Origin of the sequence: Staphylococcus sp. HMSC071G07 (genome assembly GCF_001811435.1) — a bacterium.
GTDB lineage: Bacteria > Bacillota > Bacilli > Staphylococcales > Staphylococcaceae > Staphylococcus > Staphylococcus pettenkoferi.
Genome location: NZ_KV804768.1, coordinates 632,338 through 653,104, shown reverse-complemented (window position 1 = coordinate 653,104; position 20,767 = coordinate 632,338). Strand labels below are relative to the sequence as shown.

The following is a 20,767-nucleotide window of genomic DNA, read 5'->3' as shown; positions in this document are numbered from 1 at the left end:
ATCACTTCTGTTTCAGGGTAGGATATCAGTAAGTGAAGTAGTGAACATGTGGGCTTTGTAGGTGCTTTAAAAGACGAAGTTCCAATGAACATTAATTTTACCCATACTAAGAGCTAAAAGTGCTCATACATAGAATTTAAGAAGAAAGGAAGCGAAATCGATGAGATATATTAGTGCCAAGGACCAACGTGACGTTATGGATATGAAAGAAGTCGTAAAGGTGACAGGACAAGCGTTACAGGCCTACTCAGAAGGAAAGACTGAGACGCCACTTCGTTACACATTACCTTTCAATGATGAGAACCGTTATTTAGTCATGCCAGCAATTTGTGATGAATTACAGGCAACAGGTGTGAAGATTGTCAGTTTCGTACCGGGCAATCCACAACGTGGTAAGCAAACAATTGAGGGTTCTGTAATGTTAACAGATCATGAAACTGGTGAAACACTCGCTGTACTCGACGGGGCATTTTTAACTAAAATCAGAACGGGCGCAATCTCAGGTGTCGCAACGCAGTACATGGCGCGCGAAGATGCTGACACGTTATGCGTCATTGGTACAGGCGAGCAAGCAGAAGGATTGATTGAAGCGGTGCTTGCAGTACGTGATATCAAATGTATCCAATTCTTCAACCGTACATACGAGAAAGCCGTGCGCTTTGCGGATGAAATGAAAGAACGTTTCGATCGCCTCGACACAGAAGTGTTTGAAGATGTGAATGACGCGATGAAAGGCGCTGACGTCGTAGTCACAGCAACGAATTCACCTAAACCGGTATTTGAAGGCAAATTAGATGCCGGCGTTCATTTAAATGCGGTAGGTTCGTTCAAGCCAGATATGCAAGAACTTCCAAGCGACGTCTTAGCTCACGCTCATAAAGTGGCTGTAGAGTCTAAAAATGCTGCGTTAGAAGAGACAGGCGACTTTATTGAAGCGATGAAAGCTGGCAAATTTGATGAAGATGCGCTTTACGGAGAACTCGGCCGTATTGTCAGTGGCGAACTTACAGGACGTGACAATGATGATGAAGTCACTGTCTTTAAATCAGTAGGACTCGCGATTGTAGATATTGTCGTGGCGCAATATTTCTATAAAAAGATGGCTGAAGAGAAATAAGGTTGAAATAGGAATGTATAGAATGAACTGTGATAGAAGGCGATTCCTAAGTTAATCTTCAATACTTTAATAAAGGGATTTTGTGATTAATGAGAATTGTTTCGTTAATACTGTTAATTATTATTGCTCTAGTTAAATTCGATATCATTCATTTATCTTTTATTAACGATGCGCAAATGAGATGCATCTTTATATTTGCTTTCGGTCTATTTGTCTATGCATTTGTAAAACCACATATAGACATCATTTTCTCGAATAAGAAAAAGGTAAGTAATGAATTTATTCAAAGAACTGTGCCTGAATTAAAGGATAAAGATATCAAAATAATATCTGCGGATGTACCATTAAAAGCTAATTTGTTCGCTCTGAAGAAAAGAAAATCTGCGATAATTATCGATAACCGTATTCTTAACCAACTATCAGATAAAGAGTTACGATTCTTTATTATGCATGAGTATAGTCATATCAGAGATAATGATCCGTTTAAAATACAGATCGCTTCTCTGTGTGCGATTGCACTAGTACCACTTATTGTTTCAATATTATTAGATATTTTCTCATTACCAAATAACGTTATAGCTATCATTACTTTCGTTGTGCTATTCGTTATTGTCTATCTTTCAGGTTTAGCGGGGGCGTTTAAGTATAAAAGACACATCGAGTTGAAATGCGATGCTTACGGATTTAAATTCGTTGGTAAAAAGGATATTAACAATGCATTTCAGCAATTAGCCAAATTAGAACCCATTAACAATAAAAAACGAGGCGCCTTATCCTCTCATCCAAGTCTAAATGAGCGTTTAAGGAATTTAGGTATAGCGTCTGAAGATGAGAAAAAGAATTAAAGTGATAGATTTGGGGTTAAAAAAGTATGAAATCGAAAGAAACTAGAGTATCAAATTTTTACTGAACGTCCTCCAAAGTTGTGCTGAGGTTAAGTAGGTAATTTTAAAGGCTTGTTCCTAGATGATTAGGACACAAGTCTTTTTTATTGCTTTTGAACTAAATATAAATATTAGGGTGTATAAGTATCTATAATTATGATATAAATAATATATCCTTTAATTATAAATATTGAATACATTTATAATTATTGTATTGATTTTAATATATTATTTTGTGAATGTGTTTTCACTGCTACAAACGTTAATTCAAACTGTTTGGTCAGATATATAACATTAGAGCTACCAATCATTAAGAGGAGGGAGTAATATGTCAGGTCATTATTTGATCGCAATTCTATTCATGATTATGTATTTAATCATTCATTTTATATTCTATAAAACGCATCAAATAGAAAATGATGCAGGTAGAGTATTCGCATTCGTATTCTTACCTTTTGTCATGCTTGTGATTATTATATTTACTATTATGATAGACACAGAAATTGGTTCATTTATATTAGAGAGAGGGTGGGATTGGCCATGAGACGTTTTATTTTAATGATTCTATTTGGCTTTCCTTTTAATTTCTTATATGTTGCATATATGTGTATTCCTTCAGTTTTAGAAAGTGATTTTTTATTTGGCATTTCATATATACTGCTCTTTATTGTAGGGCTCATACCCGTACTTATAGCCATTCTCTATAAATGGGAGAGAGATTTTTGGCTATTTACGGGTTTACAGTGTGCTAATATATTTATTTCGTGTGCTTTAAGTCGACTATTCATTGATTTGAAAGCTTCAGCTGATATATTTGTTATCCAAGATGCTTCTGGTGCGGTCATTATGTGTTTCATGGCGCAATCACTCATCTTAGCGTTTTTTGTAGGTTGGATATCAGCCGGCCGAGAGATTATTAAAATTATAAAGTCTAAAAAACAAAAGAATACTTAGTTCACTCGTACTAATAGAAATCTTTTCTATAATCATTTTTAGAAGTCTGGTGGAAAGTACAATACCAAAAATAACGGTCAGCAATTTATAATCGCTGACCGTTAAATCTCTTTATAATTTTGAATCGTTTCTCGGACTACATTCCATTACCTGCATTCATCATTCCTATTGCAATAAGCACTATCAATGCAACGATAGCCCAAATAACTGCTGATTTTTTAGAAAGTTTAGCAGTAAAGTAATAATATAAACCAATTACATAAGCAGATAAGAAATATTGTAAATTGATTGCCTCCAAGAAACCGTTACCTTTATCAAATATGTTGAGACTTGCTATGTTATACTCGCCCAAATCAATTCCTGCGATTGCTTGAATTGCGAAAACTATAAGCGCGAAAGTATAAACAATAATGTTATAAGAAAGTGACGCAGAAAAAATACTTAAAGCTGAGACATCAGATTTCATAATTTTAGAAATTACTAAAAAGATTAAGAAAGCGATTAATATAAGCAAAATAAAGTTACCTATCGCTCCGCCAATGATCATAGGCCATCTGAATTGATTATAAGCATCTATGGCTTGTTGACCAGCATCATTTTTTTTAAGTAATTTTGTCTGATCGATAGCGGTAAAACGAAGCCAACTTACAAAAAATGAAATAATTAAGAAAGCGATTAACTTAACCAACCACTTCGGATTCTCTCTTAACTTAGAGAAATGATTGGCAAAGGGTAATTTCGAATTCTCCATGAACTAAGTCCTCCTCAATATGTAATCACTTTCACATTAACATTAAAAGCGATACATTGGAATATAATAATGGAATTTTATTAATAAAAGATATGAAATAGTTTACTTTATTCGACTACTATAATAAACACAAGACATTTTAAATAATCATTTTCGTAAAATTCCCGAAGAATAGTTTTTTACAACTGTATATATGATATAATCACAGTTGAAAAATCTTAAGGGAGGAGTTACAACGTGAAGAACAAATGGTTATGGATTATTATTGCTATTATCATCGTGGTATTGCTAGGAATTGCTTTAATACTCAAACAGGTGAGTGGCAATAGCTCCAAAGATGATAGCAGTAAAGGTTACGATACATACAAGATGAAACATGAAGATGCGTTACATCTTGAAGGAAAGGCTGCTCCTAATGCAGTGAAGACATATACGAATAACAGCCAGATTGGTACTTTTACTAATGTGCAAGTGAAAGATGGCCAAGAGGTGAAACAAGGTGATCCGCTCATCAACTACGATACGAATCAAGGTAAGCGTCAACAGCTTGCGGATAAAGTAGATGACGCGCAAAGTGCGGTGAACGACGACTATCAGAAGATTAATCAAGAACCTAACAACAATGATTTACAGAAGAAATTGAATCAAGACCAAAGTGCGCTTAACGAAGCTCAACAACAATTGTCTAAACATGATAAGCAAGTGAATGACAGTACGTATGCATCATTTGATGGTAAAGTCGACATCAAGAGCAAGAATGATGCAAGTGAAGGTCAACCGATCTTGAAATTGATCTCTACTGAGCCACAATTGAAATCAACTGTATCAGAATTTGATCTTGATAAGATTAAAGAAGGCGATAAAGTCAATGTCAAAGTCGACAATAACGGTAAGACTGGTAAAGGTAAGATTACGAAGATTAGTGAATTGCCAACAAGCTACGATAAATCAGATTCTGCAGGAGAATCTGCTAGTGGCGAAGGTGAAGGCGCTAGCGGTAATCCAGTAGATAACGACCCTAGTGGCGGTAGCTCTAACAATTCATCTAAATATTCAGTGATGATTGGCGACATCGATATTCCGGTCAGAGCTGGCTTCTCAATGCAAGCGGATGTACCGCTTAAGACGATGAAATTACCTAAATCTGCGTTGACGAAAGATGACAAAGTCTTTGTTGTCGACAAGCATCATAAAGCGCATAAACGTGACATCCAAGTGAATAAAGCGAACGGCCAAGTTTATGTGAAGAAAGGCTTGAAACCAGGCGACAAAGTCTTGAAAGATCCTAAGAAAACTTTAAATGATGGAGACAAAGTTGAGGTGTCATCATGATTGAACTCAAAGATATCAATCGTTCTTTCAAGAATGGCGATCAAACCAATCACATCTTGAAAGATATTAGCCTCAATGTGCACAAAGGTGAGTTTGTTGCGATTATGGGTCCTTCTGGTTCAGGTAAAAGTACGCTCATCAACATATTAGGATTTATCGATCGTGGTTACGAAGGTGACTATCAGTTTAAAGGGGAAAGTTTTAAAAAGACGTCAGATAACCGTCTAGCTGAAATTCGAAATAAGACAGTTGGATTCGTCTTTCAAAACTTTAAACTGATTCAGAATAATACCATCTTGGAGAATGTGAGTATCCCGCTCGTTTATGCGGGGCTCTCATCCCAAGAACGTAAGAAGCGTGTGATGGATAAACTTCATCAAGTTGGGCTTTATGACAAAGAGAATCACATTCCCAACAAGTTATCCGGAGGTCAGCAACAGCGTGTAGCTATCGCGCGTGCGGTGATCAATGACCCTGAATTCATCATTGCCGATGAGCCTACAGGTGCACTTGACCAGAAGACTTCAGAGGACATCATTAATTTGTTTGAAGAGCTTAACAAAGAACTTAATACGACGATTATTGTGGTCACACACGAACGTGAAGTGGCTGAGAAAGCGGATCGCATTATCCATATTCTCGATGGTCGTATTCAGGAAGAAGAGGTGATGACATGAATAACTTATCGAATATCATCGCTGTTTCTTTTAAATCCATTATGAAGAATAAACGTCGTAACATCTTAACGATTATCGGTATTGTCATCGGTATCGCGGCAGTGATGCTTATTATGTTTTTAGGAAATGGATTTAAACAAGCTTCCAAAGATCAAATGGAAAGTTCTGGAGCTGGTAAAACTACAGCTTCAATTGATTATATTCCAAATACTGAAAAAGTGAAAGATAATCCATTTAAATCAGAAGATATTGATGTAGCTAAACAAGTTAAAGGTATTAAGAATGCTAAAATTAAAGAGTCTGAGAATAGCGGTTATTCCTCTAAAATGACTAATGCTGAGAAAAATAAAGATATAAATGTTTTTAAAACAAAATCTCTTTCTTCTGTAGATGAAGGTAAAGGTTTTTCTGACGAAGATAATGAATTGCAAAATAAAGTTGCGATTGTAGATCATTCCATTGCTAAGAAAGCTTTTCACAATAAAGCAGTAGGTAAAGTTATTTATATTAATAACCAAGGATTTAAAATAGTTGGCGTTGCGGATAAAACTAATAATGATCCTATGTCTATGTCAGAGGATAAAAATGTAGTTCAAATGCCAACAAATACTTTTAAAAAGTATATGAGTGATTTATCTCAAGACTCTCCTACACTTGATGTAAAGTTAAAAAAAGGAGCTAATAAAAAAGAGGTAGCGAATAAAGTCGCTGATAAATTGGATAAAAAAGGTAGTGGAGCTGATCAAGGTCAGTACATGTACCAAGACTTGGATAGTATGAGTAAACAATTTGATAAAACGTTTAATATGATTACTTACTTTGTAGCGGCTGTAGCAGGAATTTCCCTGTTTATTGCAGGTATAGGTGTCATGAACGTCATGTATATTTCAGTCGCAGAACGTACTGAAGAAATTGCGATTCGTCGTGCATTTGGGGCGAAGAGTCGAGACATTGAAATCCAGTTCCTTATCGAAAGTGTAGTACTTTGCTTATTCGGAGGACTCTTAGGGTTAATTATTGGAATACTCTTAGCTTTATTTGTTACTGCAGTTACTCCAGATCAAGTGAAAGCGATTGTTACAATCGGACCGATTATTCTAGCCGTAGGTGTATCTACACTGATTGGTGTAGTCTTCGGTTGGGTACCTGCGCGTGCCGCAGCGAAGAAAGAACTTATCGATATTATCAAGTAAGCGTTACGGAATCTGGGCCTCACATTCAGTGGGCGTCCAGATTTTATTAATGAAATTTGAAGTTTGGGAGGTAAAGTAATGCGATTTTTAGCTTCTTTCTTTGGGACGCTAGCCTCGATAGGCGGTATGCTCTTCTTTATTAACTTTCTTCTTCACTTATATGATAACTGGCAAGGAACGCATTTAGCCTTTTTAAGTCATCTACCCTACGGTAAGACGAGTATTATCGTAGGAGTGATTGTCTGCGTTATATTAGAATCCTTTTTTGAAGGCGATGACGATGAAGAAGATGAAGAGACAGAGCGTGAAGGTAAAAAGGATTAACTATGGAAGCGGTTGTTTTCACTTTTAAATAGACCAGTTAATCGTTTAGCAACCTAAGCTTTACTATTATAATAGAAGAAACACGTCATAAATAAGCGGAGAACCCTCATATAACTAAGGGATTCTCCGCTTTTATTTAGGATTCAACACTCATCTTTCCGTTATTATAGTGCACCGTGGCACCTTTTTGTACTTTATCGTAATCTTTCTTAGGTAAGGCTATCAGACGTTTACCATGCTTGGTTTGAACCGTTACCGTATGCAAGGTTTCGCCTTTCTTCATTTGTTTACGCAACATATCTTTCTGTTGCTGGATAGAAAGCGCTGCAGATTGCTTCTTCTTATGCTCATCTTTATTATTCACAATGGCGTAATAGAAGAGCCAGTTATTATAAAAACTCGTACCCATAAACTGATTATGATAGGGTATTGAGTCTTGATAGCGTCGTGGCGGTGGTGTTAAAGACTTTGTGCGGTTTAATGAAGCTCTCGCACGTTGGCGACTCGCCGCAGAACCTTTCTGACTTGCACTTCGGGAAGTGTTACGACTCGCTTGCTGAGCACTTTGACGACTCGCATTAATCGCACTTTGACGTGCCATTGAAGTTGAGTTGGTAGAACTTGTTGACGAACTACGCGCAGCACTACTACTAGAAGAAGCACTGCTACTTGAGCTTGAACTAGAGCTGCCTCCTGAACTTCCGCCACTACTTCCCGCTGCATCTGCCCATTGTGGCGTAGTCAATCCAATCGCAAGTGCTGAGATCATTGCAGCTCGTCCAATTCGTTTCATGATCTTCATTCTGTATCACCTCACTTACTTCTTAACGTCACTTTTATCTTCTACTTTACCACTGAAATCATCGTCGCCATAAGTCATGTACGGTGGGCGATAAATAAAGAACTTCTTACCATCTTTAACGACATGAGGCTTCTCATCACCGTCATCAATGATGTGCTCATAAACGTGATCGAGCGATGGGTGGTAATGCTTAACTTTAGATGAACCTTTCTCTTTATAAGCGACATCTGTCTTCGCATCTTCAGCGTCACCATTGTTTAAGACTTCGTAGTAAACGAGGTCATAAGTATTATTTTTACTCGCGTCTGAACTTGGCTTCTTTGAACCTTTATCGCTATCTTCACAAGCACTTAAGAGTACTGTAGTGCTGAGCATGAGTGTGAGAATCATTAAAATGCTTTTTTTCATAAAACATATAACTCCTTTGTATTATATTCATTATTTAACATATCATAATTGAATTGAGATATATAGGAGAGTCTAAAATCTGAGATTAAATAAAAATATTAGATATTTCCTGAATAGGGTGACTGAATGTTATCGAAAGGGCATATTTTCTTCTCCGTTTTTCCAAAAACCTTTTACCATACGTATCGCCTGCTGAAATTAGCGAGATTAGAGTAGGCGGAACCAGGGAATTTATAACTATGACTGGATTAATAGAGGAGGATGAACCTATGGACAATAAACAGTTAGGAAATTCAGGTTTGAGAGTGTCCCAATACGCATTGGGTTCAGTGCCATTCTCAGGTACGAATGGCTTCGAGAATGCTGGGGGTATTTCAAAGAAAGAACTTAATTATATGATTGACTATGCAATTGACCAAGGTATCAACCAATTTGATACAGCAAATTTATACGCGGAGGGAGATGCTGAACTCGCATTAGGTAAAGCGATTCGCAACCATCGTGATGAAATGGTGATTAGTTCGAAGACAGGTTTCCCACTATCAGATAATCCCAATTTCCAAGGTGGAACGCGTTCAAATATTGAGAAGTCAATTGATGAGTCACTACAAAGATTAGGAACTGACCATATTGATTTATACTATATGCATTTATGGGATGGTAATGTTCCAGTTGAAGAAACCATTCAAGCGATGAATGATTTAATACAGAAAGGCAAGATTCGTTATTGGGGCGTTTCGAATTACAGTGCTTGGTCACTGGCACAAACGGTAACGAAAGCGACAGAGAACAACATGGCGCCTCCTGTAGCTCAACAAATCTATTATACACCAGAAGCGAGAGAAGCGGAATATGAGTTGCTTCCAGCTGCCCGTGAGCTCGGTGTGGGTAATAGTATTTGGTCTCCGCTTGGTGAAGGGCTCTTGACTGGTAAGATTACTCGCGATAATAAACAAGGTCAACCCGGTACACGTCAAGGTGACGGTTGGGCCGAGCCTTATGTTAAAGATTACAATTTATTATATGATTTAGTCGATGTGCTTCAAGAAATTGCGAACCATCACCAAGTATCGGTACCTCAAGTTACTTTGGCATGGTTAAGAGAGCGCCCGAATGTAGATTCACTTGTCTTAGCGGCACGTAATAAAGAGCAACTTATCGATAATATTGCTTCTTATCAACTTCAGTTGACGAAAGATGAGCAGGATAAAATTACTGAGCTTACACAACCAGAGCCATTATATCCGCATTGGCATCGTGCGATGAATTCAGCAGAACTTGGCTCTCCAGCTGAACAAGCGTACTTGAAAGAATTTGGAGATTTGATGGAGCGTAAGCAACAGAAATAATGAACTTTTATTTGTCAAAATGATTGATTTAAAAAATATTTTGTTTTTATTTGACGCTTTCCCTTGCTTAGGGGGCTGCATTCAACTAATTTCTTTCGCTTAAAAAGCTCAAGAAATGGATTTTCATTGCAGCCTTAATCCCTCAAGCGTGTCAAGACGTCCTTAAAAACAAATATGAAATCGATCATTTAACTATATTTAATATGTTTCTTGTTCATTATTTCTTAGGAAGAACTAATTTAGCTCATTCATTACTAAGCTAGAAAGTTAGTTTCTTAATGAATGAAAACAATCATAACAGTTAAATACTTCATTTTATTTGCTCTAATTTTCAATTAAGATTTAAAAATAAATTTAACAATTTTTGCATAAATATATCTTGGATTTATCAATTAAGTTTATATTGTATGTAAGTGAATATTGCTCACTCAGTACAAATTAATACAAATCGCCCGTACTATTCAACAGTAGGTAGTGCGGGCGATTACTATATTCATAGTATTTGATTAAAGATTTTCTTGACCGAGTTGAATTGCGGATTGAATATAATCTGAAGCATCTTTCACGCGTCGTGTTTCGTCTTCGTTAAGCTCGATTGCATAACGTTCAACGATACCATTTTTATCCACTAAAGTAGGTAAACTCATCGCACAGTGATTCAAATCATACTCGCCGTGAAGTGGGGCAGTGATAGGTAAGATTGAGCGTTCGTTGAGTAAGAGATGACGGATGAGAGAAGTTGTTGCACGAGAAACTGTACTGCTCGTCCAACCCTTGTTCTTCAAGACATCAAACGCTACTTTATCCACCTGATCTGTAATGGCTTGTTGATCAATCGGTTCAACATTTGCCAATTTCTCATATTCTGCAATAGGCATGCCAAAGATTGTCACTTTACTCCATACAGGCACAGCATTTTTACCATGTTCACCAATCACGAAAGCATTCACAGATTTCGGATCAATTTGGTAATGTTGCGCAATCAATGTTCTAAAACGCGCACTCTCTAACAAAGTACCTGTGCCCATAATCTTCTCTTTCGGATAATCCACGTGATCTTGAGCGAGATACGTCATCGCATCAACTGGATTTGTGATAAAGATGACAAGCGCGCTTTGAGTGACTTGCGCGATACGTTGCATAATATCTGTCACGAGACTTGCGTTATCCTTTGTGAGAGCGACACGGTCTGGCATATTCGGATCCATAGGTGCACTTGCTGAGATAACAATCACATCAGCATCTTGAAGGTCGGCATAATCTCCACGATGGATATCGATGTGATTAACGTTCTCTAACCCCTGCATATGTACATGGTCGAGTGCTTCACCATAAGCGAGATTCTCGTTGCTATCGATTACAGTGATTTCAGAGAATAAATTCTCATATTGAATATCTGTGAGTATTTGGCTTCCTACGTGTCCGATTCCAATAAGACCCAATTTCATATTGCTTCACCTCAAATAATTTGTAGATAAATTAACTTTATCACACTGTAGCTTGAGAAAGCTGAGTTATCGGCTTATAGGTGATGAAATTTTAGATAAAATTAAGGCAGAAGAATATATTTTATCAATTTTGCATAAATATACAAAAGAAGAAATCGTGCTATGATTATAGCGTCATCTAAACGTGACGAATATGTCACGAGGAGGTGAGTTGTTGTGTTTGAAGCAATAATAAATACTATACTAACTACTATCAGTAGTTGTATAATTATTGCGTTTAAGAACTGGTTACAAGAACGCAATAAAAAAGATGACAAATAACCAGCACTAATAAACCCCCATGCTAGGTCAGTAGCATGGGGGTTTGGTGATGCTGTCGTGTTTGAATTACTCTTACATAATACCTTAAAGCAATTAAGAATGCAAGTAAAAAGATGCTATAGATGTATGCATCTGGATAATTATGTAGTGTGTTATAAGTATACATATCTTTAATGTTAAATTTAATTTATTTCTGAAATGTAGATCTTTTCCATTATACACAAATCCCCATGTTATAACCAAAAAATATGGGGATTTGTATGTGACTTATTATAGAGTCGTCTGTCCTTTGCACCATCCTGGTACAAACTATAATAAGCAGTTGTATAGTTATTGCGTTTAAACACTGGTTAGATAAGCGCAATAAAAAAGATGACAAATAACCAACACTACACTCATCTTATACTATTAACATTGCGCGTTAGATAATAATAAGTGTATGAGTTATTTTTATTATACTTCAGTTTAGTACGATAAAGCAATAGAAAAGCGCATTATTTAAAAAAATTATCTAATGCCTTTGGATTTAAGATTTCATGCTAGTTCACTCTATAAAAATTCATACTTCTCGTCCGATGAAACTACTTTAACGCACTCTATACACAAATTAATGATAAATCTTACTTCCTTGTTCTTTAAACTCTTCGGCCTTTTCCTTCATACCTTCTAACTTCTCTTGATGTTCTTCTCTAATATTATGTGAAATCTTCATTGAACAGAATTTAGGTCCACACATACTGCAGAAGTGTGCCACTTTAGCAGCTTCAGCAGGTAAAGTTTGGTCGTGGTATTCTCTAGCTTTTTCAGGATCTAATGAAAGATTAAATTGGTCGATCCATCTGAACTCAAAGCGCGCTTTACTAATCGCATGGTCGCGCTCTTCAGCATTTTTAAGCCCCTTAGCTAAATCAGCCGCATGTGCCGCAATCTTGTAGGTAACAACACCTTCACGCACATCGTCTTTATTCGGCAAACCGAGGTGCTCTTTCGGCGTCACGTAGCATAACATCGCAGTACCATGGCTCGCGATGTTCGCAGCACCAATCGCTGAAGTGATGTGGTCATACGCTGGAGCGATATCTGTCGTTAGCGGGCCTAAAGTGTAGAACGGCGCCTCTTTACAGTAGAAGTCTGCTAAATCTTGGTTCTCCTTAATCTTATGCATTGGAATGTGACCTGGACCTTCAATCATCACTTGCACACCATGGTCCCAAGCGATATCTGTCAGTTCACCTAATGTCTTAAGCTCCGCAATTTGACTCTCGTCATTCGCGTCATAAATCGAACCTGGTCTCAAGCCATCTCCTAGGGACACTGCGATATCGTATTGAGCGAGGATGTCGCATATTTCACTAAAATGCTCGTATAAGAAGCTTTCTTCGTGATGCGCTAAACACCATTGCGCCATGATTGAACCACCACGAGAGACAATACCTGTGAGACGATCGACTGTCATCGGTACGTATTGCAGGCGGACACCCGCGTGGATAGTAAAGTAATCTACGCCTTGTTCAGCTTGTTCGATGAGCGTGTCGCGATAGACTTCCCATGTTAAATCTTCAGCGACACCATCGACTTTTTCTAATGCCTGATAGATAGGTACAGTGCCTACTGGGACAGGTGAGTTGCGTAAAAGATATTCGCGCGTCGCATGAATATTCTTACCTGTAGAAAGATCCATGATCGTATCAGCGCCCCAGTGAATCGCCCACACTAATTTCTCAATCTCTGCTTCGATAGATGAAGAGACAGCAGAGTTTCCGATATTCGCATTAATCTTCACTTGGAAGTTCTTACCGATAATCATCGGTTCAGATTCAGGGTGATTGACGTTATTTGGGATGATTGCACGTCCACGAGCGATTTCTTCACGAACGAACTCCGGTTCGACGTCTTCACGGCAAGCGATAAACTTCATTTCTTTCGTGATGATGCCTTGTTGGGCATAGTACATTTGAGTAACAGGTTTGTCGCTACTAGACTTTCTAGGGTCATACTCAAATGGATGTTCAACTAACTTCTTATGTCCTGCTTTTTTAAAGCCGTTATCAATCGACTGTACACGGCGACCGGTATACGTTTGCGTATCTTGTCGATCTTCAATCCATTGTTCACGCGTCTTAGGGATACCTTTGAAGACGTCGACTTCGTAATCTTTAGAGTGATAAGGTCCTGCAGTATCGTAGACATAGAGTGGTTCATTTGTGCGCGTTTCATTCTCAAAGACTGTTTCTGAGAGGTTTATTTTTCTAAAAGGCACCTTGATATCGCTATCCATACCTTGTCTAAATACGCGTTCACTCGCGGGAAATGCTTTCTGAAGTTCAATATTTTCTTGTTTCATGAAATTAAAGTCCTCCTCCATTAAATTGCGCTAGGAGGGCTTAAGTGGAGAGGTTCAAGAGAAGCGGTTAAGAGAAATCAACTGATAGGCAGGTGAATTGTGGCAGTTAAGAATATAATCAATTTGATTTCTATAATTAAGTAGTAAATATTAAAAAAGCACATCCTTAAGAAGGAATGCGCAAAGAACGACATATAGAGACGTCTCGTGTGTAAGCCATTATCTATTCTGCAAGTGCTTAATAATGATAAATCTCGCACTAATCACGCGTTATCCATATGAAATCCCACGTGGATTGACTTACAAAACGATAGAGTAGAGCAACTAAGCCCTTGTATATTCACTACTCTTCGTACGTTCATTTGCTTCCCTACGCTAGTATTATCTAGTTCAGGTCCAAAGGGTTGAGGAATCCTCCTCTTTCAGCACTTTAAAGCACCCCTAGCAATGTAATATGAAATTACATTTATATCATAGCAATAATTAACAGAAGTTACAAACTTATATTGAATGAATAACTTTACATACTTTTGTAAGTAGCTTTATAAAAAGTAAAAACAATAATACATTAACTTATGAGCGTCTCTTAGAAACATATATTTTCTTCTGATTTAATCTGTATTTTATATTGGAGAGTAAGTGCGTTTACTATTGTTCAAGTAGTAAAATATAATAGTAGAAACTAATACATTATCCCGAAAGAAGGTTTTACCATGTCTCCACAAATAGTAGATATTCATCATCATATTATCCCTCAAATTTATAAACATGCATTGAAGAAGATTGGCGTAACGACAGCAGGTGGTTATCCTATTAAAGATTGGGAGCCTGAAGATAGTCTACGAATGATGGACGAGTTAGGTATTGATGTCGGTGTGACTTCAATTTCAGAGCCAGCGACACTTCCTTTTAAGAAAAAGAAAGCAGCGAAAGTCGCACGTCAAGTCAATGAATACCAAGCTGAACTCAAGGCGAAGTATCCTGGGCGTTTCAAAAGTTTCGCTTTACTCCCTATGCCGCATGTCAAAGAGTCTATCGCGGAAGTGAAATATGCGCTTGAAGAATTAAATTTAGATGGCGTTGGTTTATTGTCTAACTATGGCGATGCGTATTTAGGTGATGATCAGTTCGATTCAGTGATGGCTGAGATTAACCGTCATCAAGGTATCGTCTTTGTACATCCAAGTTCAACGTCAGATAAAGTTGCGAAACCGCAATATGTCTTTGCAGATTTCCTCGAAGAATTTACGTTTAATACGACACGCGCAGCAACGAACCTTGTACTCAGTGGCACGATGGAACGTTATGATCAGTTGAAGTTTATTCTCGCGCATGCAGGTGGAACGTTACCGTATCTGAAATGGCGTATTCATGAGGCGTTAGAGACACAACGCTATATTATGGAAGATCCGAAATCGCGTTTACAGCCGATGATGGGGAGTAAGAAGAAAGATTTAGTGAAGACGGTTATCAAACACCCTGTGAAATATGCGAAGATGTTTAAGCAGTATAAACATGGTCTTGATGACTGGAATACGTTAAACTCAACCGTTTCGGAATACTTTAGTCGATTCTATTACGATACAGCGCTTTCGACAGGGGATGCGACCTTTGCAAGCTTAAAAGAAACGACAGATGTGTCACATGTGCTCTTCGGTTCAGATGCGCATTATGCGCCAGATTCTTGGATAGATAAAATGCAGCAAGATATAAGTCGTACAAATTACTTCACTGAAGAAGAAAAAGAAAGTATATTTAACCGAAATAGCAAACAACTATTCTCATAAAAAAGAAGCTGGATTCCGTTAGTGTTCCCCATGTTAAACGACGTATATTTATACTTAAATCTAACGATAGGGGTAAACGAAATCCAGCTCTTAAATTATTCAGGGTATCGGTCTGATTTACTAATGTTCCCATTCTCATCAAGTAGAGGAGTGAGACCACCACCTGTTGAAACCCAACTTGCTAAATACTGATTTCCAGTCACTTTGTCGGTTAGTATATAAGTTCTAACATTCTTATCACTCGAAGCTTTCTCCGTCACGAAACGGTCTTCATCTTTATCCTTACCAAAAATAGTATTACCTCACTTTCTAAATAATGATTCATACTTTCCATATTGCCTTTCGTCATTCTTTTTATAATCAAAGCATGTAGTATTATTAATACCAGACTAAAGTATGCTAGTAAATGGTGATAGCCAACTAGAGCTACTATAAATATAAGAATTGTTATAAGTGATAAAACATTGCGTCGCGGCCCGCAAATTCGCCTAACCCCCGTATACATATAGAAAAACTGCGCTCTTATTACAGCGCAGTTTTAACAATCACAAATCCTTATTCAATATGGTCTCTATCATCCTCGTGCGTAAAGTTCTTCTTATAATTAACGTAGACTTTAAACAGTTGTAGAAGAACCAAGATTAACGCGAAGAAGGCTAAGACGGAATGATGACCGACTAAAGCCATGATGAGCATGATAATTGCCACAATCAACGTAACAATTGTCGCTAAAGGTGATAGCATACTGTTATCCATTACCTTCAACTCCTTTCGTTAGCGTTCTTAATCTTCTCTGGATCTTTGGCGATATTGAACATAATAGTAGATATTCATGATTAGTCCCACAATACCGACACTCATAACAACGTAGTGGTGATTGATGAAACCACTCACAATCAACGTGATTCCAAGAATCCAGCCTATGATGATTAGTAATAACATCGTGATGTTTGAACGCAAGGATCTTCACTCCATTCTGGGTAGTTGTAGCGTAACATATTTCGAAGTGCCTTAATAACAAAGTCTTTCTCTTTATATTCATTATATACGCTGGGTATAATTAAAGCTAAAATAATTGCGCTACAGCATCCACTAAGCTATAACCACCGAGAAAAGTAATGACTGCAACGACAAGTCCACCAATCACATTCCATTTCCAGTTATTGACATAGTCGCCGAGTAGACGACGGCGATTGACGATAATAAAGATCACAATCGCAACAATCGGCAAGATCATTCCATTTAATGCTTGTGCGACAAGTACCACCTGAAGCGGTTCGAATCCTAAAGCAGAAGAAATAATGCCGACGATGATGATGCATGCAAAGACGGTCTTATATTTCTTGCTCGACATGCCATCTTTCCAACCAAGTAAACTACTAATCGTAGCAGCTGCACCTGTTGGAGAAGCGAGAGCAGAAGAAAGACCTGCGGCAAACAAGCCAATACTCATTGCGTAGGGTGCTGCTTGACCTAAGATAGGTTCTAAAGGTCGAGCGAGCTGGATGACACTCGATACTTCTTCACCTCGAATTAACGTAGCAGCTGAAATTAAGATCGCTGCTGAAATGATTCCACCAATCGTAATTGAAAGAACGGTGTCCCAACGCGCAAAGCGCAGCGCTTTTATACTGTGAAAGCGTTCGTGAACTGCAGTAGAGTGAATAAAGAAATTATAAAGAACTACAGTAGTTCCGATCAAAGCGATAACCGTCAACATAGATCCGTTTGGTACAGTAGGAACCAACGCACCTTTAAATATAGCGCCAACATCAGGCTGCACAAGAATCATCGTTGTAATAAAGATGAGTCCCATGATGACCATCAGTACAATCATGACTTTTTCTAAAAAATCATAATTCCCTAGCACACCAATTAACAAAATAATAATCCCAATAATCGGGGCGACGACATGTTTCGGTAAGTGTAACAAGTAGGCTGCTCCAAGTGACGTCCCAATTAAATCACCGCTAATATAGGCAGCACAACCGAGCGTTACGACGATTAAGATAAACCACACGAGAATGAATTTGCCCACTTTATGTTGAAGTAACGACTGAATGGCTTCCCCAAGTCCTTCGCGTGTTACTAAAGATAGGCGAATAATCATTTCTTGAACGACAATAGTCGCTATTACAGAGAAGACGACTGCCCAAAGTAAACTGTAACCAAAGCCAGCCCCACTTTGTGTCATCGTAGTGACGGTGCCAGGTCCGATAAAGGAAGCGGTGATAATCATACCTGGCCCTAGTGCTTTCAAGATTTGAATCCCTTTAGATAACATACTCCCAACCCCTTGTGCGCATATGAGTTATAGTTAAATGCGCGATGTTTAATTATTGTTCAAATAAGCGACATGACCAGCGAGGACGTACAATACAGCTGTAGAGACGAAGTGTGAAGAGTTCTGATTAGCGTCATTCATTGGATAGACTTCAACGTAATCCATTCCGCATAAACCGAGTTTGCCAAATTCGTGGATGAGCGTGAGTAATTCGAAAGAAGAGAGACCGTTGCCATCTACTGGGCCTCCAGGGTTAAAGGCGAAATCCAAGACATCACTACAAATAGTTAAGTACACCACATCTACATCTTGTTGCGCTTGTTCGTAAATGTATCTAGCGAAAGCCTTTAAATCTTTAGCGGCGCGAATATCATTGATCGTCAGCGTCTTTGCGCCAGCTTCTTCCGCATAGCGACCCGTCTCAGGTTGATTGCGTGGCCCGTGAATACCAGTATGAATAATACTTTCATTACGCACACCTTCAGTCTTATAGAGGTGCATAAAAGGTGTGTTACGCGCGAATTTTTCACCTTCATAATCAGGCATATTATCATAATGTGCATCGAGGTGGATGATGCCGACTTTCTTACCTGTATTCGTCAAAGCTTTCAATATAGGATAGGTCACCCCATGTTCACCGCCGAATCCGACGAGAAACTTACCGCTTTCCCACAAGTTTTGGGTAAAAGTCTCGATGTTGTGATAACTTTCTTCATTATTATGTGCCACGAACGGAACATCTCCAGCATCTCCGAGAGAAAGGTGTTCGCTCACATCAATATGATTGAGTTCTGGTAAATAACAACTATAACGCGCAGAACTCAAACGAATTTGTTTCGGTCCGAGTTCAACGCCTGTATAATCTCCCCAAGTACTTTCACCTTCGAAAGGTGCACCATAGAAGATGACGTCAGTATCTAAAGTTCCAGATTGAACCAAGTTCTTACTATTTAAAAAGCACGGTGTATTACCGTAAATATTATTTTTCATAAACTACCCACTCCTTTATTGTTAGTTATTATATAGTTATCTCTTTGCCTTTTCAAATAAATCTGAAAACTACATAGTGAAATGATTAGTTAATAATTAAGATATTAAGCACTGAGTGAATTAAAGTAAATGGAAGTGGAGGATTCAGAAAGAAATCTTTGTCGCAGAGGTTAGAGGACAGTTATGATAGAGTTAACGCAAGAAAGGGAGTGTACGGATGACGGAAATTTGCCTCGTGAGACATGGTGAAACGGAATGGAATCAACTTGGAAAGCTCCAAGGGCGTACGGATACAGAACTCGATGACAACGGTATTCAGCAAGCGAAAGAATGTGCGAAAGCTTTGAGCGGTCAACAATGGTCAGCTATCGTAACGAGTCCTTTGCGTCGTGCATATCGTACGGCTGAGCTCATCCAAGAACAATTACAGATTCCTCTATTGGAGATGGAGGACTTTATTGAGCGCAGTTTCGGTACAGCAGAGGGGATGACCGTGGAAGAGAGACTAACAGCTTACCCTGATCGAATTTATCCTCAACAGGAAACAGAAGCACATTTGGAGCAGCGTTTACGAGCCGCGTTGAATGAGATTCAAGCGGAATATTCTCATGGTCAGGTGATTGTCGTTTCTCATGGTGCTGTAATTAATTATTTATTGAGAACGATGTGCACGCACGATATGGAAATACCACGCCACAGTTTAGTGAATGGGAGTATGAGTATGATTACTCTCCGCGATGGTGCTTGGCATGTTCAAGACTTTAATATGACGCATCATCTTTCTCATTATAAAGAGATAGGTAAAATGTAAGTGCAGTTCGAGTACATTATATATGTAGGAACGAGTGAAGTTCGTAGATGTTTCGGTAACATCTGCGGACTTTTTTACTGGTAGGAGAGAAAGTGATGGTGTCTGAAGCGGATAAGCGTAACCGGCTTTCTTAATTGGTGAAAGCGTGAGAACATTCTTAAGCGTGAGACGCAATTTCGAATTTCACCGTCACACTTTAAGGCACGCTCAAGCATTTAATCCAAGATGCTCATTAAAAGCATACGAATTCAACGGAAGCAATGGCGTGATAGATATAAATATTACGAAACGAATGCCCGTAATAAGTAGCACGAATTAAACTATAACCCAGTTGTAGCAAAAAAGTTTGAAAAAATTTTGCTTAATTAAGAAGTGCGCTAACTATTTTAAGAGTAAAAATACATCTTTGAAGTAAATAAATACTCGAAAATCAACGGATTGGAATAGTGAGCGTGTAATTTATGACCAAAATGTTACACTTAGGTACGTTTTACGTACATCTAGGCACTCATTTACCACAGTTACGTTCTATCCCTTACACTATAGTTAACAGTTCAGAAGACAACAGAAAGGGGTGAAAATCATGGAAGGTATCGTAAGTTCTATCTCAGACGCAGTAAAAGCAGGTCTTGATAAAGACTGGGCTACAATGGGAACAAGCATCGCTGAAGCAGTAGCTAAAGGCGTTGACTTCATCGCTGGTTTCTTCGGTTAATTCCGAAAGCGTGAAGGAGTTCCAACCATGCTAAGATGGTTGGGTTGGACACTTAAGCAGTCATATCCACCATCTAAGCATTTTTGATTAGTACAATAATAACTTGATTATAAATAAATTAATTTGAAAGGATGAATTATTCATGGAAGGTATCGTAAGTGCAATTTCAGATGCAGTAAAAGCAGGATTAGACAAAGACTGGGCTACAATGGGAACAAGCATTGCAGAAGCTGCAGCTAAAGGTGTAGACTTCATCGCTGGCTTCTTTGGCTAATT

General features: G+C 38.2%; 24 protein-coding genes and 1 riboswitch. Of the genes, 14 read left to right on the top strand and 10 right to left on the bottom strand.

What is annotated here, in order from left to right; genetic code table 11:
* Nucleotides 1-160 precede the first annotated feature (160 nt).
* The 4 genes from HMPREF2802_RS07540 to HMPREF2802_RS07525 all read left to right on the top strand — a co-directional run bounded on the left by HMPREF2802_RS07540 (nt 161) and on the right by HMPREF2802_RS07525 (nt 2,955).
* The gene (locus HMPREF2802_RS07540; protein ID WP_070503385.1) at nt 161-1,117 is read left to right on the top strand and encodes an ornithine cyclodeaminase family protein; all 957 of its coding nucleotides are present in this window, start codon (nt 161-163) and stop codon (nt 1,115-1,117) included.
* 89 nt (nt 1,118-1,206) lie between these two features.
* Nucleotides 1,207-1,962: a M48 family metallopeptidase gene (locus tag HMPREF2802_RS07535; protein ID WP_070503383.1), complete on the top strand. Its 756-nt coding sequence runs from the start codon at nt 1,207-1,209 to the stop codon at nt 1,960-1,962.
* Nucleotides 1,963-2,329: 367 nt separating this feature from the next.
* Nucleotides 2,330-2,545: a hypothetical protein gene (locus HMPREF2802_RS07530; RefSeq protein ID WP_070503382.1), complete on the top strand. Its 216-nt coding sequence runs from the start codon at nt 2,330-2,332 to the stop codon at nt 2,543-2,545.
* Nucleotides 2,542-2,955, top strand: coding sequence for a hypothetical protein (locus tag HMPREF2802_RS07525; RefSeq protein WP_070503381.1), 414 nt, complete (start codon nt 2,542-2,544; stop codon nt 2,953-2,955). Before HMPREF2802_RS07530 ends, HMPREF2802_RS07525 begins: the two co-directional genes overlap by 4 nt.
* 136 nt (nt 2,956-3,091) lie before the next feature.
* Here HMPREF2802_RS07525 and HMPREF2802_RS07520 read toward each other — a convergent pair whose 3' ends face one another.
* Entirely contained in the window at nt 3,092-3,706 is a 615-nt protein-coding gene (locus HMPREF2802_RS07520) for a YIP1 family protein (protein ID WP_070503379.1), read from the bottom strand.
* A gap of 237 nt (nt 3,707-3,943) precedes the next feature.
* On the opposite strand from HMPREF2802_RS07520, the gene HMPREF2802_RS07515 reads away from it, so the two are divergent.
* The 4 genes from HMPREF2802_RS07515 to HMPREF2802_RS07500 all read left to right on the top strand — a co-directional run bounded on the left by HMPREF2802_RS07515 (nt 3,944) and on the right by HMPREF2802_RS07500 (nt 7,232).
* Nucleotides 3,944-5,038: an efflux RND transporter periplasmic adaptor subunit gene (locus tag HMPREF2802_RS07515; protein ID WP_070503378.1), complete on the top strand. Its 1,095-nt coding sequence runs from the start codon at nt 3,944-3,946 to the stop codon at nt 5,036-5,038.
* Complete coding sequence (locus HMPREF2802_RS07510; protein WP_070503376.1) at nt 5,035-5,715, top strand: ABC transporter ATP-binding protein; 681 nt, start codon at nt 5,035-5,037, stop codon at nt 5,713-5,715. Before HMPREF2802_RS07515 ends, HMPREF2802_RS07510 begins: the two co-directional genes overlap by 4 nt.
* Nucleotides 5,712-6,908, top strand: a complete 1,197-nt coding sequence (locus HMPREF2802_RS07505; RefSeq protein WP_070503374.1) for an ABC transporter permease — start codon at nt 5,712-5,714, stop codon at nt 6,906-6,908. The genes HMPREF2802_RS07510 and HMPREF2802_RS07505 overlap by 4 nt, the downstream gene beginning before the upstream one ends.
* 78 nt (nt 6,909-6,986) lie before the next feature.
* Entirely contained in the window at nt 6,987-7,232 is a 246-nt protein-coding gene (locus HMPREF2802_RS07500) for a hypothetical protein (RefSeq protein WP_070503372.1), read from the top strand.
* A 136-nt stretch (nt 7,233-7,368) separates the two neighbouring features.
* On the opposite strand, the gene HMPREF2802_RS07495 is transcribed toward HMPREF2802_RS07500, so the two are convergent.
* On the bottom strand, nt 7,369-8,034 hold the full coding sequence (locus HMPREF2802_RS07495; RefSeq protein ID WP_083307608.1) for a hypothetical protein: 666 nt from the start codon (nt 8,032-8,034) through the stop codon (nt 7,369-7,371).
* Between the two features lie 15 nt (nt 8,035-8,049).
* On the bottom strand, nt 8,050-8,442 hold the full coding sequence (locus tag HMPREF2802_RS07490; RefSeq protein ID WP_002471494.1) for a hypothetical protein: 393 nt from the start codon (nt 8,440-8,442) through the stop codon (nt 8,050-8,052).
* A gap of 269 nt (nt 8,443-8,711) precedes the next feature.
* On the opposite strand from HMPREF2802_RS07490, the gene HMPREF2802_RS07485 reads away from it, so the two are divergent.
* The gene (locus tag HMPREF2802_RS07485; RefSeq protein ID WP_070503370.1) at nt 8,712-9,791 is read left to right on the top strand and encodes an aldo/keto reductase; all 1,080 of its coding nucleotides are present in this window, start codon (nt 8,712-8,714) and stop codon (nt 9,789-9,791) included.
* A gap of 506 nt (nt 9,792-10,297) precedes the next feature.
* On the opposite strand, the gene HMPREF2802_RS07480 is transcribed toward HMPREF2802_RS07485, so the two are convergent.
* Entirely contained in the window at nt 10,298-11,239 is a 942-nt protein-coding gene (locus HMPREF2802_RS07480) for a lactate/malate family dehydrogenase (protein ID WP_070503368.1), read from the bottom strand.
* Nucleotides 11,240-11,829: 590 nt separating this feature from the next.
* On the opposite strand from HMPREF2802_RS07480, the gene HMPREF2802_RS12475 reads away from it, so the two are divergent.
* The gene (locus HMPREF2802_RS12475; protein WP_308409851.1) at nt 11,830-11,943 is read left to right on the top strand and encodes a type I toxin-antitoxin system Fst family toxin; all 114 of its coding nucleotides are present in this window, start codon (nt 11,830-11,832) and stop codon (nt 11,941-11,943) included.
* Between the two features lie 224 nt (nt 11,944-12,167).
* Here the strand turns inward: HMPREF2802_RS12475 and thiC are convergent, their stop codons facing one another.
* Entirely contained in the window at nt 12,168-13,904 is a 1,737-nt protein-coding gene (thiC, locus tag HMPREF2802_RS07475) for a phosphomethylpyrimidine synthase ThiC (RefSeq protein WP_049409065.1), read from the bottom strand.
* A 350-nt stretch (nt 13,905-14,254) separates the two neighbouring features.
* A riboswitch (TPP riboswitch) is annotated at nt 14,255-14,357 on the bottom strand.
* Between the two features lie 260 nt (nt 14,358-14,617).
* Here thiC and HMPREF2802_RS07470 point away from each other — a divergent pair.
* Entirely contained in the window at nt 14,618-15,691 is a 1,074-nt protein-coding gene (locus HMPREF2802_RS07470; protein ID WP_070503367.1) for an amidohydrolase family protein, read from the top strand.
* 95 nt (nt 15,692-15,786) lie between these two features.
* On the opposite strand, the gene HMPREF2802_RS11850 is transcribed toward HMPREF2802_RS07470, so the two are convergent.
* From HMPREF2802_RS11850 to HMPREF2802_RS07455, 5 genes are all read right to left on the bottom strand, one after another.
* Entirely contained in the window at nt 15,787-15,951 is a 165-nt protein-coding gene (locus tag HMPREF2802_RS11850) for a DUF6440 family protein (protein WP_242244425.1), read from the bottom strand.
* Nucleotides 15,952-16,246: 295 nt separating this feature from the next.
* Complete coding sequence (locus HMPREF2802_RS07465; RefSeq protein WP_002471179.1) at nt 16,247-16,447, bottom strand: hypothetical protein; 201 nt, start codon at nt 16,445-16,447, stop codon at nt 16,247-16,249.
* A 27-nt stretch (nt 16,448-16,474) separates the two neighbouring features.
* On the bottom strand, nt 16,475-16,651 hold the full coding sequence (locus HMPREF2802_RS12160; protein WP_002471157.1) for a hypothetical protein: 177 nt from the start codon (nt 16,649-16,651) through the stop codon (nt 16,475-16,477).
* A 106-nt stretch (nt 16,652-16,757) separates the two neighbouring features.
* On the bottom strand, nt 16,758-17,975 hold the full coding sequence (locus HMPREF2802_RS07460; RefSeq protein WP_070503365.1) for an Nramp family divalent metal transporter: 1,218 nt from the start codon (nt 17,973-17,975) through the stop codon (nt 16,758-16,760).
* 48 nt (nt 17,976-18,023) lie between these two features.
* The gene (locus HMPREF2802_RS07455; protein ID WP_070503363.1) at nt 18,024-18,965 is read right to left on the bottom strand and encodes an agmatinase family protein; all 942 of its coding nucleotides are present in this window, start codon (nt 18,963-18,965) and stop codon (nt 18,024-18,026) included.
* A gap of 217 nt (nt 18,966-19,182) precedes the next feature.
* Here HMPREF2802_RS07455 and HMPREF2802_RS07450 point away from each other — a divergent pair, with 217 nt between their 5' ends.
* The 3 genes from HMPREF2802_RS07450 to HMPREF2802_RS07440 all read left to right on the top strand — a co-directional run bounded on the left by HMPREF2802_RS07450 (nt 19,183) and on the right by HMPREF2802_RS07440 (nt 20,765).
* Nucleotides 19,183-19,776, top strand: a complete 594-nt coding sequence (locus tag HMPREF2802_RS07450) for a histidine phosphatase family protein (protein WP_070503361.1) — start codon at nt 19,183-19,185, stop codon at nt 19,774-19,776.
* Between the two features lie 583 nt (nt 19,777-20,359).
* Nucleotides 20,360-20,491, top strand: a complete 132-nt coding sequence (locus HMPREF2802_RS07445; RefSeq protein WP_002471171.1) for a beta-class phenol-soluble modulin — start codon at nt 20,360-20,362, stop codon at nt 20,489-20,491.
* A gap of 142 nt (nt 20,492-20,633) precedes the next feature.
* The gene (locus tag HMPREF2802_RS07440) at nt 20,634-20,765 is read left to right on the top strand and encodes a beta-class phenol-soluble modulin (protein WP_002471158.1); all 132 of its coding nucleotides are present in this window, start codon (nt 20,634-20,636) and stop codon (nt 20,763-20,765) included.
* Nucleotides 20,766-20,767 lie beyond the last annotated feature (2 nt).

Excerpts from the sequence above, each read along its gene's own strand:
- HMPREF2802_RS07540 (WP_070503385.1), top strand. The coding sequence starts at position 161 with ATGAGATATATTAGTGCCAAGGACCAACGTGACGTTATGGATATGAAA.
- HMPREF2802_RS07535 (WP_070503383.1), top strand. The coding sequence starts at position 1,207 with ATGAGAATTGTTTCGTTAATACTGTTAATTATTATTGCTCTAGTTAAA.
- HMPREF2802_RS07530 (WP_070503382.1), top strand. The coding sequence starts at position 2,330 with ATGTCAGGTCATTATTTGATCGCAATTCTATTCATGATTATGTATTTA.
- HMPREF2802_RS07525 (WP_070503381.1), top strand. The coding sequence starts at position 2,542 with ATGAGACGTTTTATTTTAATGATTCTATTTGGCTTTCCTTTTAATTTC.
- HMPREF2802_RS07520 (WP_070503379.1), bottom strand. The coding sequence starts at position 3,706 with ATGGAGAATTCGAAATTACCCTTTGCCAATCATTTCTCTAAGTTAAGA.
- HMPREF2802_RS07510 (WP_070503376.1), top strand. The coding sequence starts at position 5,035 with ATGATTGAACTCAAAGATATCAATCGTTCTTTCAAGAATGGCGATCAA.
- HMPREF2802_RS07505 (WP_070503374.1), top strand. The coding sequence starts at position 5,712 with ATGAATAACTTATCGAATATCATCGCTGTTTCTTTTAAATCCATTATG.
- HMPREF2802_RS07500 (WP_070503372.1), top strand. The coding sequence starts at position 6,987 with ATGCGATTTTTAGCTTCTTTCTTTGGGACGCTAGCCTCGATAGGCGGT.
- HMPREF2802_RS07495 (WP_083307608.1), bottom strand. The coding sequence starts at position 8,034 with ATGAAGATCATGAAACGAATTGGACGAGCTGCAATGATCTCAGCACTT.
- HMPREF2802_RS07490 (WP_002471494.1), bottom strand. The coding sequence starts at position 8,442 with ATGAAAAAAAGCATTTTAATGATTCTCACACTCATGCTCAGCACTACA.
- HMPREF2802_RS07485 (WP_070503370.1), top strand. The coding sequence starts at position 8,712 with ATGGACAATAAACAGTTAGGAAATTCAGGTTTGAGAGTGTCCCAATAC.
- HMPREF2802_RS07480 (WP_070503368.1), bottom strand. The coding sequence starts at position 11,239 with ATGAAATTGGGTCTTATTGGAATCGGACACGTAGGAAGCCAAATACTC.
- thiC (WP_049409065.1), bottom strand. The coding sequence starts at position 13,904 with ATGAAACAAGAAAATATTGAACTTCAGAAAGCATTTCCCGCGAGTGAA.
- HMPREF2802_RS07470 (WP_070503367.1), top strand. The coding sequence starts at position 14,618 with ATGTCTCCACAAATAGTAGATATTCATCATCATATTATCCCTCAAATT.
- HMPREF2802_RS07465 (WP_002471179.1), bottom strand. The coding sequence starts at position 16,447 with ATGGATAACAGTATGCTATCACCTTTAGCGACAATTGTTACGTTGATT.
- HMPREF2802_RS07460 (WP_070503365.1), bottom strand. The coding sequence starts at position 17,975 with ATGTTATCTAAAGGGATTCAAATCTTGAAAGCACTAGGGCCAGGTATG.
- HMPREF2802_RS07455 (WP_070503363.1), bottom strand. The coding sequence starts at position 18,965 with ATGAAAAATAATATTTACGGTAATACACCGTGCTTTTTAAATAGTAAG.
- HMPREF2802_RS07450 (WP_070503361.1), top strand. The coding sequence starts at position 19,183 with ATGACGGAAATTTGCCTCGTGAGACATGGTGAAACGGAATGGAATCAA.
- HMPREF2802_RS07445 (WP_002471171.1), top strand. The coding sequence starts at position 20,360 with ATGGAAGGTATCGTAAGTTCTATCTCAGACGCAGTAAAAGCAGGTCTT.
- HMPREF2802_RS07440 (WP_002471158.1), top strand. The coding sequence starts at position 20,634 with ATGGAAGGTATCGTAAGTGCAATTTCAGATGCAGTAAAAGCAGGATTA.